This window comes from Metapseudomonas boanensis (assembly GCF_018704125.1).
In the GTDB taxonomy this organism is placed as follows: Bacteria; Pseudomonadota; Gammaproteobacteria; order Pseudomonadales; family Pseudomonadaceae; genus Metapseudomonas; species Metapseudomonas boanensis.
Window position 1 is genome coordinate 154819 of sequence record NZ_JAGTIS010000001.1, and the last position, 16540, is coordinate 171358.

Annotated in this window: 10 protein-coding genes; 8 read left to right on the plus strand and 2 right to left on the minus strand. The window is 61.0% G+C overall.

What is annotated here, in order from left to right; genetic code table 11:
- Window positions 1-97 precede the first annotated feature (97 nt).
- Window positions 98-4123 (plus strand): ATP-dependent RNA helicase HrpA, encoded by a 4026-nt coding sequence (hrpA, locus tag J7302_RS00715; protein ID WP_215368782.1) that lies wholly within the window; start codon window positions 98-100, stop codon window positions 4121-4123.
- Window positions 4124-4527: 404 nt separating this feature from the next.
- Here the strand turns inward: hrpA and J7302_RS00720 are convergent, their stop codons facing one another.
- The gene (locus J7302_RS00720; RefSeq protein WP_215368791.1) at window positions 4528-6786 is read right to left on the minus strand and encodes an ATP-dependent DNA helicase; all 2259 of its coding nucleotides are present in this window, start codon (window positions 6784-6786) and stop codon (window positions 4528-4530) included.
- A gap of 2 nt (window positions 6787-6788) precedes the next feature.
- Window positions 6789-8420: a VRR-NUC domain-containing protein gene (locus tag J7302_RS00725; protein ID WP_215368801.1), complete on the minus strand. Its 1632-nt coding sequence runs from the start codon at window positions 8418-8420 to the stop codon at window positions 6789-6791.
- 573 nt (window positions 8421-8993) lie between these two features.
- Between J7302_RS00725 and J7302_RS00730 the strand changes: the two genes are divergently transcribed.
- The 7 genes from J7302_RS00730 (at window position 8994) to J7302_RS00760 (ending at window position 16380) form a co-directional block, all read left to right on the plus strand.
- Window positions 8994-10313, plus strand: a complete 1320-nt coding sequence (locus tag J7302_RS00730) for a flavin-containing monooxygenase (RefSeq protein WP_215368803.1) — start codon at window positions 8994-8996, stop codon at window positions 10311-10313.
- 72 nt (window positions 10314-10385) lie between these two features.
- Window positions 10386-10817, plus strand: a complete 432-nt coding sequence (locus tag J7302_RS00735) for a RidA family protein (protein ID WP_215368805.1) — start codon at window positions 10386-10388, stop codon at window positions 10815-10817.
- Window positions 10818-10827: 10 nt separating this feature from the next.
- The gene (locus J7302_RS00740; RefSeq protein ID WP_215368808.1) at window positions 10828-11505 is read left to right on the plus strand and encodes a DUF1028 domain-containing protein; all 678 of its coding nucleotides are present in this window, start codon (window positions 10828-10830) and stop codon (window positions 11503-11505) included.
- Window positions 11498-12682 carry an acetylornithine deacetylase gene (argE, locus tag J7302_RS00745; protein ID WP_215368810.1) on the plus strand — a complete coding sequence of 395 codons (1185 nt, stop codon included), beginning with the start codon at window positions 11498-11500 and terminating at the stop codon, window positions 12680-12682. The genes J7302_RS00740 and argE overlap by 8 nt, the downstream gene beginning before the upstream one ends.
- A gap of 271 nt (window positions 12683-12953) precedes the next feature.
- Window positions 12954-14633, plus strand: coding sequence for a 30S ribosomal protein S1 (rpsA, locus tag J7302_RS00750; RefSeq protein ID WP_215368814.1), 1680 nt, complete (start codon window positions 12954-12956; stop codon window positions 14631-14633).
- 149 nt (window positions 14634-14782) lie between these two features.
- A complete protein-coding gene (ihfB, locus tag J7302_RS00755) occupies window positions 14783-15061 on the plus strand; it encodes an integration host factor subunit beta (protein WP_165674937.1) in 279 nt (92 codons plus the stop codon).
- Window positions 15062-15324: 263 nt separating this feature from the next.
- Entirely contained in the window at window positions 15325-16380 is a 1056-nt protein-coding gene (locus J7302_RS00760; RefSeq protein ID WP_215368816.1) for an LPS O-antigen chain length determinant protein WzzB, read from the plus strand.
- Window positions 16381-16540 lie beyond the last annotated feature (160 nt).

Here is a 16540-nt window from a genome sequence, read left to right on the forward strand (position 1 = left end):
CGTCATCCAACCTTGTGCGCGACGGGGCGCCGCCATTGGGCGAAATCTGCGACAATCCCGCCCTTGCCGAACAGACCTGCCAGACCGAACGGACCCGATGACCGCGCAATCCCCTAGCCCCGAACAACTCCTGCAGCGCCTTGACCTGGTCATGTGTGGTGATCGCCATCGCCTGCGCCGACAACTCCACGAACTGCGCAAGCACCCGGACGAGGCGAAGCTGGCGCAGTGGGTGGAGCGCTTCCAGGCATCCGCGGCGAGGGTTGAGGCGCGGCGCACCAGTGTCCCGAAGATGCGCTATGACGATGCTCTGCCCATTGCTGCCAAGCGCGACGAGATCAAGGCGGCGCTGGAAAAGCATCAGGTTCTGGTGATCGCGGGTGAAACCGGCTCGGGCAAGACCACCCAGTTGCCGAAAATCTGCCTGGAGATCGGCCGCGGCACCCACGGCCTGATCGGACACACCCAGCCGCGTCGGCTGGCTGCTCGCAGCGTGGCGACCCGCGTGGCCGAGGAAATTGGCAGCCCTCTGGGCGAACTGGTGGGCTACCAGGTGCGCTTCGAGGACCAGTCCAACGAGCGCAGCCTGATCAAGCTGATGACCGACGGCATCTTGCTGGCCGAAACCCAACATGACCGCTACCTCGAGCGCTACGACACGATCATCGTCGACGAGGCCCACGAACGAAGCCTCAATATCGACTTCCTCCTCGGCTACCTGAAGACGCTACTGCCGCGCCGGCCAGACCTCAAGCTGATCATCACCTCCGCCACCATCGACCTGGAGCGCTTCTCCAAACACTTCAGTGATGCCCCTATCATCGAGGTGTCCGGGCGCACCTACCCGGTGGACACCTGGTACCACCCGCTTGCGGCCGAGGTGGATGAGGACGGCGAGGCGCTGTTCGACGACCTGTCCGTCGACCAGGGCATTCTCCGCGCACTCGACGAGATCGCCAGCCATGAACGCGAGGTGGGCAAGCGCCCCGGCGACGTGCTGGTGTTCCTGCCGGGCGAGCGGGAGATCCGCGACTGCGCTGAGGTGCTACGCAAGGCCAACTTGCGGCACACAGAAGTGCTGCCGCTCTATGCTCGGCTGACCCCGGCCGAACAGCAGAAAATCTTCCAGCCGATGCCGGGCCGCAAGATCGTCCTGGCCACCAACGTGGCGGAAACCTCGCTCACGGTGCCTGGCATCCGCTATGTGATCGACAGCGGCACCGCGCGGATCAGCCGCTACAGCTACCGCGCCAAGGTTCAGCGCCTGCCAGTGGAGGCCGTCTCGCAAGCCAGTGCCAATCAACGCAAGGGCCGCTGCGGCCGGGTCGAGCCCGGCATCTGCATACGCCTGTACAGTGAAGAAGACTTCCTCTCCCGCCCGGCCTTTACCGACCCTGAGATCCTGCGCACCAACCTGGCGGCGGTTATCCTTCAGATGCTCCACTTGCGACTGGGCGATATCGAGGCCTTCCCCTTCATTGAGCCGCCGGACAGCAAGGCCATCAAGGACGGCTTCACCCTGCTGCAGGAACTTTCGGCCGTAAACCGCGAGGGCCAGCTGACGCCGATTGGCCGACAACTCGCACGGTTGCCCATCGATCCGCGTCTTGGTCGCATGGTCCTGGAAGGCGTACGCCAGGGCAGCCTCGACGAAGTGTTGATCGTTGCCAGCGCGCTGTCCGTGCAGGACCCGCGCGAGCGTCCGATGGACCGCCAGCAGGCCGCCGACCAGGCCCATGCGCAATGGAAGGATGTCGATTCCGACTTCGCCGCACTGATCAATCTCTGGCGCGGCTTCGAAGAGCAACGCCAGGCGCTGGGCTCCAACGCCCTGCGCACCTGGTGCCGGAAGAGCTTCCTCAACTACCTGCGCCTGCGCGAATGGCGCGATGCGCATCGCCAGTTGGTGTTGATCTGCCGAGAGTTGAAACTGTTCCCGGAAAGCTCCCCACGTAGGAGCGAGCTTGCTCGCGAAGCAGGCTCCTCGGCGCAGAAGGTCGTCAGCGGCAGAGAAGTTCGCCAGCAGGCTGACTCCGGTAAGGGAGGGGAGATTCCCGGGCGCACTATCGACTACGCCAAGGTCCACAAGGCCATCCTCTGTGGTCTGCTCAGCCAGATCGGCCAGAAGAGCGAGGAGGGTGACTACCTCGGCGCACGCCAGCGACGTTTCTGGATTCACCCCGGCACGGCCATCGCCAAGAAGCGCCCGCAATGGATCATGGCGGCCGAACTGGTGGAGACCACCAAACTGTTCGCGCGCATGGTGGCCAAGATCGAACCCGACTGGCTGGAGCCACTGGCCGGCCACCTGGTGAAGAAGAATCATCTGGAGCCGCATTGGGAAAAACGCCGTGGCCAGGTGGTGGCCTACGAGCAGGTCACGCTCTACGGACTGATCATTGTCGGCCATCGAGCGGTGCACTACGGCCCAATTGACCCGGAAGTCTCCCGCGAGCTGTTCATCCGCGAGGGCCTGGTGCGTGGTGAAATCCACAGCAAGGCCAAATGCCTGTCGGCCAACCGTCAGCTGTTGGAAAAGCTCGACGAACTGGAGGCCAAGGCTCGTCGCCGCGATATCCTGGCCGACGAGGAAACCCTGTTCGGCTATTACGCGGCGCGCTTGCCGGCGGACATCTACCAGACTGCCAGCTTCGAGAAGTGGTACGAACGCGAGCGGGCCGGCAACCCCCAGCTGTTGATCATGCGCGAGGAAGACGTGCTGGCTCGGGAGGCCAGTGAAGTCACCGCTGCGCAGTACCCGGATAAGCTGCGCCTGGGCGAGTTGGAACTGCCGCTGAGCTATCACTTCGAGCCCGGCCATGTGCGCGATGGCGTGACCCTGCGTGTACCCGCGCCGCTGCTACCGCAACTGCCACCCGAGCGGCTGGAGTGGCTGGTGCCTGGCCTGCTGGAGGCCAAGTGCGTGGCCTTGGTGCGCAACCTGCCCAAATCGATTCGCAAGAACTTCGTGCCGGTGCCGGATTTCGTCAAGGCGGCCCTGGCCAAGCTGGTGTTCGCTCAGGGCTCGTTACCTGAGGCGCTGGGCCGTGAGCTGCAGCGCATGACTGGCGCCCGCGTGCCGGAGGATGCCTGGCCGGAAGCAACGGCACAGTTGGACAGCCACCTGAAGATGAACCTGGAAGTGGTTGACGCTCGGGGCAAGTTCCTCGGCGAGGGCCGTGACCTGGTGGAAATCACCGCACGCTTTGCCGAGGCCAGCCAGGCTGCGCTCGCTATCCCGCAGACGCAGAAGGAACAGAAACCGGTCGAGGCCAAGGGATTTACCGCATTGGCAGAAAAAGCCCAGCAGAAGGTCGCGGGCCTGTCCATGACCGTTTACCCGGCGCTGGTTGAGGAGGGTGGTACGGTCAAGGAGGGGCGGTTCCCGACCCAGGCCGAAGCAGAATGGCAGCACCGTCGTGCTCTGCAGCGCCTGCTCCTGCAGCAGTTGGCGGAAACGGCCAAGTTCCTGCGCGGCAAGTTGCCGGGCCTGACCGAGCTGGGCCTGCTTTATCGCGACATGGGGCGCGTCGATGCGCTAGTGGAAGACATCCTCCTGGCCAGCCTCGATACCTGCATCCTCGAAGGCGAAGCCGGGCTGCCGCGCGATGGTGCGGCCCTAGCCTCCCTGGCGGAAAAGAAGCGCGGTGCCTGGGCTGAGCATGCCGAGCGACTTGCCCGGCTTACCCTGGACATCCTCAAACTCTGGCACGGCCTGCAAAAGCGCTTCAAGGGCCGTATAGACCTGGCCCAGGCTGTGGCCTTGAACGATATCAAGGCGCAACTCGGCAACCTGGTCTATCCGGGTTTCGTTCGCGAAACGCCGGCGGAGTGGCTCAAGGAAATCCCGCGCTACCTCAAGGCCATCGAGCAGCGCTTCGACAAGATCGCTGCGCAATTGCAGCGCGACCGAGTCTGGTCCGGCGAACTGGCTGGCTATTGGGAGCAGTACAAGGCTCGCCTGGCCAAGCATGCGCAGGAGGGCAAGCGTGATCCCAACCTGGTGCTCTATCGCTGGATGCTGGAGGAGTACCGCGTGTCCCTGTTTGCCCAGCAACTGGGAACCAAGCTGCCAGTCTCGGACAAGCGCCTGTCCAAGCATTGGACGACGGTAGAGCCCTGATCCGGATGTGAGTGCGGATTCATTTGGACTTGTGAAATCACGTTCTTAGGGGCATCAGTCACTGGCTCTGCCTGTGACGATTGAAATGTTCCGACTAGCAGGATGAAGTCGGGATTCTGTGTAGGAGCGAGCTTGCTCGCGAAAGATCGAGCTCGGGCTGCTCGCGAGCAAGAACTCCCCGTCCCCCTTGCTCCTACAAGTTCAGCTGTGAGTCTGAGCGCGAAGATTGGTTCCGACCCCCTTCCAAGGGGCAAAAAGCAAGTTCATGTTCCAGGAGGGTGGATGTTTACTCGCAAAGCAGGCCCACGGCCGTAGGTCGGGTGGAGCGAAGCGATACCCAAAAGAGGTGGTGCAGGTGCCGGAAATCCCTCACCCCCGGTCTGTCTCCCAGCGAGCGAGGGAGATCAGTGCTCCACCTGCCACCAACTGGGCAACAGCCGCCGCACTTCCGGCCGGGAAAAACGGTCGTCCATCAGATGCACCACGCCTTGGTCCTCGGTGGTGCGAATGACCCGACCCGCCGCCTGCACCACTTTCTGCAGGCCGGGGTAAAGGTACGTGTAGTCGTAGCCGGCGCCAAAGAGCATGGCCATACGCTGGCGTATCTGCTCGTTTACCGGATTCAGCTGCGGTAGGCCGAGGGTGGCGACGAAAGCACCGATCAGGCGTTCGCCCGGTAGGTCGATCCCCTCACCGAATGCGCCGCCGAGCACGGCGAAACCAATGCCCTGGCTGCCGGTTTCGAAGCGCTGGATAAAGGTCTGCCGCTCGGTTTCATCCATCTGCCGTGCCTGGAGCCACGTTGGTACTTGCGGATGCTCACGGCCGAACAGAGCGGCCACTTGCTGCAGGTAGTCGTAGCTGCTGAAAAAGGCGAGGTAATTACCTGGCCGCCCGGCGTATTGCCGCGCCATCAGCTCGACGATGGCGGCGAGCGAGCGGGCTCGATGCTGAAAGCGGGTGGAAATGCCTTGAGCGACATGCACCTGTAGCTGCTGGGCGCTGAAGGGCGAGTCCACTTCCAGCCAGGGCGTGTTTGGGGCCAGGCCCAGGAGGTCACTGTAGTAATGACGAGGGTTCAGCGTGGCGGAGAACAGCACGGTAGAACGGCTGGTGGCAAAGCGTGGGGCGAGGAAGGGCGCTGGCACCAGGTTGCGCAGGCAGATGCGCGACAGGCTGCGCCCGGTCTTGGTGGGGCGCTTGGCGATGTCGAACAACGAGTGCCGGTCGAACTGCTCGGCCATCCGGCCGAATTGCAGGGCCTGGAAATAGAACTCCTGCAAGGTGCTGTCGACCGCAGCCGGATTGTCGGTGAGATAGTCGGTGATGGCTGAGACCGCATTCTGCAAGGCGCCGAGCAGCTTCAGCGGTGGCTCGTCGTGGGCCGCGTAGTCTTCGTCCTGTTCCTTGTTCAGGGCATTCCAGCAACGCTCGATGCGATCCAACGGTTTCTTCAGCACGGCGGGGGCGCTTTTGCGCAGCGCCTTGAACCCGAACTGGTCGAGTTCGACCGAGTACATCTTGCGTGCCCGTTCCACCAGGTTGTGGGCTTCGTCCACCAGCACGGCCACGCGCCATTGATTGGCGCTCGCCAGGCCATGGAGCAGGGCGCTGGAGTCGAAGTAGTAGTTGTAGTCACCGACGGCTACGTCGCTCCAGCGCGCCAGTTCCTGGGCGAGGTAGTAGGGGCAAACCTGGTGCGCCAAGGCAACTTCACGCAGGGCTTGGCGGTCCAGCCAGCGTTGCTCGACGGCAGCGTGGCGGGCGGCGGGCAGGCGGTCGTAGAACCCCATCGCGAGAGGGCAGGACTCGCCGTGGCAGGCTTTGTCCGGGTGTTCGCAGGCCTTGTCGCGGGCGACCAGTTCGAGCACCCGCAGCGGAATGGGTGACTCGGCCGGGCTCAGCTTGCGCAGCGAATCCAGCGCCAGTTGGCGGCCAGGGGTCTTGGCGGCGAGGAAGAACAGCTTATCCAGCTGCTGGCGCTCGAAGGCCTTGAGCAGCGGGAAGAGGGTGCCGAGGGTCTTGCCGATTCCTGTGGGCGCCTGGGCCAAGAGGCAGCAGCCGGTACTCACGGCCTTGTAGGCGGCTTCGGCGAGCTGGCGCTGGCCATGTCGGAATGTCGGGTGTGGGAATACGAGGGCATCCAGGGCAGCGCTGCGTTCGCCCGCGTGGGTGAGTTCCTGCTCGGCCCAGGCGAGAAAGCGCTGGCAGTGTTCCTCAAAGAAAGCGCGGAGACTGCAGGCCGTGTGGCGTTCGGCGAACAGGGTTTCCTGTTGGCTGCTGATATCGAAGTACACCAGCGCCAGTTCGATATCGCTCAACCCCTCCTTCTGGCAGAGCAGCCAGCCGTAGATCTTCACCTGCGCCCAGTGCAGTTCGCGGTGGTTGGCCGGCTGGCGCTGCAGGTCGCCCCGGTAGGTTTTCACTTCCTCCAGGCGGTTCATTGCCGGGTTATAGCCGTCTGCGCGTCCGCGTACCTGCAAGGGGCCGAACTCTCCGCTCAGCGCGACTTCGGCCAGGTAACCGTCGCCACGGCGAGCGGCTACCTGCGTGTGTCCGGCGATGCCTTCCTGGGCGGTGGGGGCGGGGGTGAAGCGCAGGTCCAGGTCGCCGCGCTTGGCGGTGAACTCGCAGAGCGCACGTACGGCAATGCGGTAGGCCATGCTCAGGCGTCCGCCCATTGCACGTAGCAGACTTCCACGGGGATGCCGTGCTGGGTGCAGTAATCCAGCCAGCGCAGTTGATTGTCCTGCAGGCGATCGCCCGGGCCTTTCACCTCGATCAGGCGATAGCGCTGCTCGTCTGGCCAGAACTGGATCAGGTCCGGCAGGCCGGCTCGGTTTGCCTTGATGTGGGCCAGGATGCGCAGGAAGCAGGCCTTGAGGTGCGCTGCCGGCAGGCAAGCCAGGGCCTGTTCCAGCAGCTCGTCGCTGAGGTTTCCCCAATAGACAAAGGGCGATAGCAGGCCCATCTTGGCGACATAGGTGCGACGGATGCTGGCTTTGTATTCGCCGCTGTCCAGTTGCGCCAGGCGGGCAGCGAACAGCTCCGCCCGGCGCAGGGCGAAGTCCGGGCTAAGCAGGTCTGCGGGGCCACTTTGGAAGGGGTGGAAGAACGCCCCGGGCAGGGTGCTGAAGATCACGTCCCAGCACAACAAGCCAAACAGCGAGTTGAGCAGAGTGTTCTCGACGTAATGCACGGGCGCTCGCTCTTCCTGTAAGTGCAGCAGCACGGCGTGCTCGACGGATGGCGGCTCCGGTGGCAGAGGTAGGGTCAGGTCCAGGCGCCGGACTGGCGAGCTCTCGGCCGGCGGTGTCCTGGGCAACCCGAGCTTGCGGCGCAGGCGCAGGAGGATGCGCGCGAGTTGCTGCTGCTCCTCCTCGCTCTCCGGCTGCTCGCTGGCGGCCTGCGCCAGGTCGAAGGCATCGGCGTATGCCGCGTACCTCTCCAGTACGCGAATGTGGCGTACCCGTGCGCCGGCGTACTCGCAGGTCGAATAAAGCTCCAGGGCCAGCCCGAACTGTCCGCCGCGTTCACAGTGCTGAGCGATCTGAAACAACAGCTTGCGCCGTCGGGCATCCAGCCAGGGGTTGGTGTGGGACTTGCGGGGGATGGCGGCCAGCACTTCGTCCAGATCGTCCCCAGTCTCGAAGCGTTCACGGCAACGGTGGAGGTGCAGGTAGTACTCGAGGTCGGCACGTTCGCGGAAGCCGCGCGCGGTGGCGTCGATCTCGACCTTTTCGTACTGGTAGATGCCCAGGTCGGCCAGGACGAACTCCGACCAGTCCTGATAGAGGTTGCCGAAGAACATCAGGCGCAGCCGGTCGCAGAGGTCCATCAGCGTCAGGGCGTAAACGCGATCGCGGCTGGCTGGCGCCCAATCGGCGAAGGTGCGCGGTTGCGGATGTTGATCCCGCAGGGCTTCGAGGCGCTCGGCCTTGCGCCCCTGAGCCTTGCCGAAGCAGGCATCCACTTCGGCCAGGGTCAGCAGCCCGAAGAGTTGTGGCAGTTCAAGCTGCGGTGCTTCATCGACCCAGCCGAGTTCCGCCAGCGGTGCTACGGCTTTGAGAGTGTCGCCAATTTCCGCGTAATTCAGCTTGCTGGCGCGAAACAGCGTGCCCTTGCGCATCACCATGCGCACCAGCAGCGCCTGGGAGCTACGAGGCAGGGCGGAAAAACATTCGATGAAGCTTTGCTCCTCGACGTCGAGCAGGTCGCTGTAGCGCTCGCTGATCCAGCCCAGAAGGGTGTGGAAGTTGTTCAGGTAGTAGAAAGGATCGTCGAGGGCGGCGGGCATGGTCGGGTTGAAGGCCGAATATCACTGTTGATCCATACAGATATCAGGCCTGCCCCTGAGGCGGCAAATGGAATTCGATGAGAGGGTTTAGCCCACTCGGCGCTCGGTCCTCACTTGCTTGCGCGCGGCGAGCAGATAGCAATCGGTATCGAGGCCGCCTTCCTGGCAGCATTGGCCGACCGGGGTGGTGCCGATGCGCAGGTTGCCGGAGCACAGGATGGGCGTGCGCTCGAGGCTGAGGTGGCCGGCTGGGCCATCGGTACTGGGATTCAGAGCAGTGGCAGGCGCATTTATCTCACGAATTCACTTCGCGGCAGGAAAATGAGACCGATTCTGCGGGCGCCGTGAGGTTCGAGAAATTATTTAATTTGTCGCGCCTGAAACTAAAAAACCTTTATTCAAAGCCTTCTGCCACGCGGGCCCCGTGCTTTCCGTGCGGGCAGCTTTTTCCTAGCCAGCGACTACAAAAATCATAATTTCGCGAATCCTTCGCTCTGAACAGAATGCGGCCAACACCCCCACAGTTATCCGCAACAGTAGAACAACACTGATCAGAATCAGAGGAGGCAAGCCATGACCGACCTGAATCAAACCGCGTTTCAGAAATACGCGGACAGGGCCGTTGAAAACATAGAAATAGATACGCTTGTCGTTGGCGCCGGTCAGGCCGGCGTGGCCATGAGTGAGCACCTGACCAAACTCGGGGTACCGCACCTCGTCCTGGAGCGCAATCGTATTGCCGAAGCTTGGCGCACGGGGCGCTGGGATTCGCTGGTTGCCAATGGTCCGGCCTGGCACGATCGTTTCCCAGGCCTGGAATTCGACGGTCTCGACCCCGACGCCTTTGCGCCAAAAGAGCAGGTTGCGGCTTACTTCGAGGCCTACGCCAAGAAGTTCAACGCCCCCGTTCGCACGGGCGTGGAAGTGAAGAAGGTGGTCCGCAATGCTGACCGTCCCGGTTTCACCATTGAAACCTCCGAGGGAGTGATCCAGGCCAACCGAGTGGTTTCTGCAACCGGACCTTTCCAGCGGCCAATTATCCCGCCGATCGCTCCTAAGGATGAGACGCTCACACAGATCCACTCTGCCGAGTACCGTAATCCGGGGCAATTGCCCGAAGGTGCTGTTCTGGTAGTGGGCGCCGGGTCGTCGGGGGTACAGATTGCCGATGAACTGCAACGTGCCGGCAAGAAGGTTTACCTCTCGGTTGGACCGCACGATCGTCCCCCGCGTGCCTATCGCAACCGTGATTTCTGCTGGTGGCTGGGCGTGCTGGGCGAATGGGATGCGGAGGCCGCCAGGCCCGGCAAGGAGCACGTCACCATTGCAGTGAGCGGTGCTCGTGGCGGTCATACCGTGGACTTCCGTGGCTTGGCGCATCAGGGGATCACGCTCGTTGGTCTGACGAAGTCGTTCGATGACGGTGTCGTGACCTTTCAATCGGATCTTGCAGACAACCTTGCTCGCGGCGATGAGAACTATCTGTCACTGCTTGATGCTGCTGACGCCTATATCGCCCGCAATGGTCTTGATCTGCCGGAAGAGCCTGAAGCCCGCGCTACGTTCCCGGATCCGGAGTGTGTGACCACTCCCATTCTTGAGCTCGATCTGGCCGAAGCTGGGGTGACCTCAATCGTCTGGGCAACCGGTTATGCAGTTGATTTCAGCTGGCTGAACGTCAACGCCTTCGACGCAAACGGTAAGCCGCAGCACCAGCGCGGCGTTTCCACCGAGCCTGGCGTTTATTTCCTGGGCCTGCCGTGGTTGTCGCGCCGTGGCTCTACGTTCATCTGGGGCGTTTGGCACGATGCCAAGCACATTGCTGACCATATCGCCACGCAGCGCAAGTACCTCGACTATCGCGACTCCTCGCAACGCCGCTCAGCAGACTGATCGACAGAAAGGTCCTGATGGCACGTGCCCTGATTCGCAGGTTCAAAAAGTCAGAATAATGGAAGCAAGTTGATGCCTACTCATACCCGCATTCGCATGTTCAATACCAAAGATACGTATCCAAACCAGACGCTGGACAACGACCTCTGCCAGGCTGTGCGCGCCGGCAACACCGTCTATGTTCGCGGCCAGGTCGGCACCGACTTCGAAGGCCGCCTGGTCGGGCTCGGCGACCCGCGCGCCCAGACCGAACAGGCAATGAAGAACGTCAAGCAGCTGCTGGAAGAGGCTGGTAGCGACCTGTCGCACATCGTGAAAACCACCACTTACTTGATCGACCCACGCTATCGCGAGCCGGTTTACCAGGAGGTCGGCAAGTGGCTCAAGGGTGTGTTCCCGATCTCCACCGGCCTGGTGGTGTCTGCCCTGGGGCAGCCACAGTGGCTGATGGAGATCGATGTGATCGCGGTGATCCCGGACGACTGGAAGTCGGCGCAGGCATAAGGAGCAGGGCATGACATTCTCCATCGTTGGTCGTTGCCCGGAAACGGGGCAGCTCGGCATTGCCATCAGCTCCTCCAGTATCGCCGTCGGTGCCCGCTGCCCCTGGCTGCGGGCAGGGGTTGGTGCGGTAGCGACCCAGAACGTGACCTTGCCGGCGCTGGGGCCGCAGATCCTCGATCTGCTCGACGGCCAACAGATGGAGCCGGCTGCAGCCCTCGAGCGTGCCCTGAGCAGCAATGGCTGGAGCCAGTATCGCCAGGTGACCGTGATCGACGGCCAGGGTCGCTCTGCTCTGTTCAGCGGTAGCGAGGCGCTTGGTCTCCATAACGCCGTGGCCGGAGAGCAGTGCGTGGCGGCTGGCAACTTGTTGTCCAGTCCCCAGGTCATCGAGGCCATGGTGCATGCTTTCGAAGCGGCGCCAGGTCAATTGGCTGACCGTTTGCTGGCTGCCATGCAGGCGGCGATGGCGGCCGGCGGGGAGGCCGGGCCGGTGCACTCGGCAGCATTGAAAGTGGTCGGGGATCTGATCTGGCCGATCGTCGACCTGCGTGTCGACTGGGCTGATGAGGACCCGATCGGCCAGTTGGGCGATCTCTGGCAGGCCTACAAGCCGCAAATGCAGGACTACTTGACCCGCGCGCTGGACCCGACGGCTGCTCCCAGCTACGGAGTGCCCGGCGATGAGTGAGCCGCGCAGCCAGGCCTTGCTGGCGCGTCTGGTGGGCTTTGCCACGGTCAGCCGGGATTCCAATCTGGAGCTGATCGAGTTCATTCGCGACTACCTGGCCGGTTTGGGGGTGGCGAGCGAGCTGTTCTATAACGCCGAGCGCACCAAGGCCAACCTGTTCGCCACCCTCGGTCCGAGTGACCGGGGTGGCATTGTTCTGTCCGGGCATACGGACGTGGTGCCGGTGGACGGGCAGGCCTGGACCGTGGATCCATTCAACCTGACGGAAAGGGACGGGCGGCTATACGGGCGTGGCACAGCCGATATGAAGGGCTTCATCGCATCGGTCCTGGCGGCGGTGCCGAGCTTGCTCGCCAAACCGTTGCGCATGCCGGTGCACCTGGCTTTCTCCTATGACGAGGAAGTGGGTTGCCTGGGTGTCAGGCCCATGCTGGCCGAGTTGGAAAAAAGACCGAACAAGCCACGCCTGTGCCTGATCGGCGAGCCGACTGAGCTCAAGCCGGTCCTTGGCCACAAGGGAAAACTCGCGATGCGCTGTCAGGTCCAGGGTGCCGCTTGCCATTCGGCTTACGCACCCTACGGCGTCAACGCCATCGAGTACGCGGCGCGGTTGATCGGCAAGCTGGGCGAAATAGGGGCCGAGCTGGCGAGGCCCGAGCGGCACGATGAACGTTTCGATCCGCCTTTCTCCACGGTGCAAGCCGGCACTATCAAGGGGGGGAGGGCGCTGAATATCGTGCCAGCCGAGTGCGAGTTCGATTTTGAAGTGCGCGCCTTGCCTGACTTCGACGCCCAGCAGGTGGCGGAAGAATTGCAGCGCTTCGCCGAGCATGAACTGCTGCCGCGAATGCAGAGCGTACAGCCCGACACGGGTATTCGCCTGCGACCGCTGAGCGCCTATCCTGGCTTGGCAACAGGCCCGGACAGTGAGGCGGCGCAGCTGCTGGCTCACCTGAGCGGTTCGACGGAGTTCGGTACAGTGGCATACGGAACCGAAGGCGGGCTGTTCGATCAGGCCGGTATTCCCGCAGTGGTGTGTGGCCCGGGGAGCATGGACCAGGGGCACAAGCCGGACGAGTTCGTCAGCTGCGAACAACTGGCTGGCTGCGATGCCATGCTGGACCGCCTTGCTACCTTCCTTCAGGTATCAGCCGACCGGTCGTCAGAATGCCCCTGAACGGCTTGGCGCATCCCTGTACGCAATTGACGCAGCATGCCCCGGTTGCTACCATTCCAGCCCTTATATTGGCTCGATTCCTTCGTTAAGAAGGCTGTAAGCCAATGTCAACGCCGCAATTTTGCGTCGCTGTCGGTAAGTTCCGGCAGCGGTGTTGATGGAGTTACGCAGAATACCAGCTTCGATTCTGCGTGCTTCTTTTGATGACTTGACCGCATTGGCTGGTAATGCGGAATCGGGCCGCTACTGGCCTTTGACTACAGGTATGAACATGAGCGAAAGCTTTGCAGAACTTTTTGAAGAAAGCCTGAAATCCCTCGACATGCAGCCGGGTGCGATCATCACCGGCATCGTTGTCGACATCGATGGTGACTGGGTCACCGTCCATGCCGGCCTGAAATCCGAGGGCGTCATCCCGGTCGAGCAGTTCTACAACGAACAAGGCGAGCTGACCATCAAGGTGGGTGACGAGGTCCACGTAGCGCTCGACGCGGTGGAAGACGGCTTCGGTGAAACCAAGCTGTCCCGCGAGAAAGCCAAGCGTGCCGAATCCTGGCTGGTTCTGGAAGCTGCTTTCAACGCCGAAGAAGTGGTCAAGGGCGTTATCAACGGCAAGGTCAAAGGCGGCTTCACCGTCGACGTCAGCGGCATCCGCGCGTTCCTGCCGGGCTCCCTGGTGGATGTGCGCCCTGTGCGCGACACCACTCACCTGGAAGGCAAGGAACTCGAGTTCAAGGTCATCAAGCTGGACCAGAAGCGCAACAACGTTGTCGTTTCCCGTCGCAGTGTCCTGGAAGCCGAGAACAGCGCCGAGCGCGAAGCTCTGCTGGAATCCCTGCAGGAAGGCCAGCAAGTCAAAGGTATCGTCAAGAACCTCACCGATTACGGTGCGTTCGTTGACCTGGGCGGCGTAGACGGCCTCCTGCACATCACCGACATGGCTTGGAAGCGCATCAAGCATCCGTCCGAGATCGTCAACGTTGGCGACGAGATCGACGTGAAGGTCCTGAAGTTCGACCGCGAGCGCAACCGCGTCTCCCTGGGTCTGAAGCAGCTGGGCGAAGACCCATGGGTTGCCATCAAAGCGCGCTACCCGGAAGGCACTCGCGTTACTGCTCGCGTTACCAATCTCACCGACTACGGCTGCTTCGCCGAGCTGGAAGAGGGCGTGGAAGGCCTGGTACACGTTTCCGAAATGGACTGGACCAACAAGAACATCCATCCGTCGAAAGTCGTTCAGGTTGGCGACGAAGTGGAAGTTCAGGTTCTGGACATCGACGAAGAGCGTCGTCGTATCTCCCTGGGCATCAAGCAGTGCAAATCCAACCCGTGGGAGGACTTCTCCGGCCGCTTCAATAAGGGCGACAAGATCTCCGGCACCATCAAGTCGATCACCGATTTCGGTATCTTCATCGGCCTGGAAGGTGGCATCGACGGTCTGGTTCACCTGTCCGACATCTCCTGGAACGAAGTTGGCGAAGAAGCCGTTCGCCGCTTCAAGAAGGGCGATGAGCTGGAAACTGTCATCCTCTCCGTCGATCCGGAGCGCGAGCGCATTTCCTTGGGCATCAAGCAGCTGGAAGACGATCCGTTCTCCAACTACGCTTCCATGCACGAGAAAGGCAGCATCGTTCGCGGCATCGTGAAGGAAGTTGATGCCAAAGGCGCTGTAATCAGCCTGGGCGACGAGATCGAAGGCGTACTGAAGGCCTCTGAAATCAGCCGTGACCGCGTTGAAGACGCGCGCAACGTGCTGAAAGAAGGCGATGAAGTCGAAGCCAAGATCATCAGCATCGACCGTAAGAGCCGTGTTATCAGCCTGTCCGTTAAGTCCAAGGACGTTGATGACGAGAAAGACGCCATGAAGGAACTGCGCAAGCAGGAAGTCGAGTCCACAGGCCCGACCACTATTGGTGATCTGATTCGTGCTCAGATGGAGAATCAGGGCTAATAACCCTGCTTCGCCAAGCAAAAAGGGTGGCCTAGGCCACCCTTTTTGTTGTCTGCGATCCTTGTCCGGGCTTTGGGCTGTTCAAAGACCTGTGGTCATGCTAAAACCTTTTAGAGCTGATCTAGCCGCTTGATATAGAAGGGAAAACCATGACCAAGTCGGAGTTGATCGAACGAATTGTTACTCATCAGGGGCAGCTGTCGTCCAAGGACGTTGAGCTTGCAATCAAGACGATGCTCGAGCAGATGTCCCAGGCGTTGGCGACAGGGGATCGCATCGAGATTCGTGGCTTTGGTAGCTTTTCCCTTCACTTCCGCGCGCCTCGAGTGGGGCGAAATCCTAAGACAGGCGAGTCTGTGAGGCTGGACGGGAAGTTTGTGCCGCATTTCAAGCCGGGAAAGGAATTGCGGGATCGCGTAAACGATTAGCGTTTAGCTCGGGTTCCCTGCAGGTGTGATCATTAGTCTGCTGTGAATATTGGCAATTCTGTTTTATGAGTATCTATGGGGATTGTCGTGGTCTCCTCGAGCTGGATGTGCGTAGGTCTGGGTTGGATGTATCGATGGGCGATGCTTGCAATCTCCTGAGCACTTGGCAGAATGTGCGGGCTTTCGCTTTCTAGCTTCGTGGGTGCAGCTAAGGCTGTGGCGAGCTATCTATATAAACAATTCAGAATAGAGATGGGTTTGTAGTGAACGATAGCGTTAGTCCCGCAAGTGTCCGGCAATATAATGAAATCGATCTTATCGAACTTGTTCAGTCGATCTGGAAGAATAAGTTTGTAATAGCTTTGGCTGCAATAGTTGGCGGTCTTTGTGGTGGCGGATATGCGTTTTTTAGTTCGCCAGTATATGAGGCTAAGGTTTCTTTTCTGCCTCCGTCTTTGAGCGATATCGCCTCCTTGAGTGCGGGGCGTAATGAAATGGGGTTGACTCCTTTTACTGTTGATGATGTGTATTCGGTATTTACCCGAAACCTCGAGTCCGACGACTCGCTCCGGAAGTTTTTCGAGTCGGTTTACTTGCCGTCACTGGGCCAGTCAGAGCGCGACGGGGTTTCGCGTGGGAAGCTCTATCGGCGCTTTATTAAAGAGTTCAGGGTGGTAGCTCCTGATCGGCTTCACCCTGATCGTTATTCCTTGATGGCGGAGGGTAAGGACCCTGGTCAATTAGTCCGGTGGATCACGGTCTACGTCGATCAGGTGGCGTCACGTTCGCTGGAACAAGCGACTGAGAATGCTCGGCGAGAAGTGGATGTCGTAGCTAATAATCTCCAGCAGCAGATCGCCTCGAGGCGGACGACAGCCAAGAATCGGCGCCAGGACCGCATCGTTCAGCTGAAAGAAGCCCTCCGGGTCGCGGAGGCTGTAGGGCTCAGTAATCCACCTGTATTCAGTGGTCAGACCAGCGATCAGCTTACGGCTGTGATGGAGGGTGACCTGATGTACATGCGAGGCTCCAAGGCTTTGAGGGCTGAATTGAACGCTCTTGAGTCTCGGGTGTCAGATGATGCCTTCATCCCCGGTCTTCGCACCTTGGAAGAAAAGCACGAGCTTTACGCCAGTATCAGGGCTGCCGACCTGAAAGTCGGGGTGTTCCGGCAGGATGGCGATGTTGTGATACCTGATGAACCGATCCGGCCCAAGAGGTCGCTGATCATTTTCCTGGGCGTAGCTTTGGGGGGATTGCTTGGCGGCCTATTCGCTGTCGTCAGGGCGGTACAGAAGAGACGGGCTTCTTATGCCTGATTACCCTTCTGGCGGCGAAGAATGACACACTTGGCTGAGATAGCGTTTTTTCCTGTCTGCAAGGCCTGTGCTGGTGTGGTTCCGAGTTTGTTGGAGTCAGATGCTGTTTCAGTCGGCAATATCTGTTCTGATCTTGAATTCTAATGTTCTGGAGTTTTAC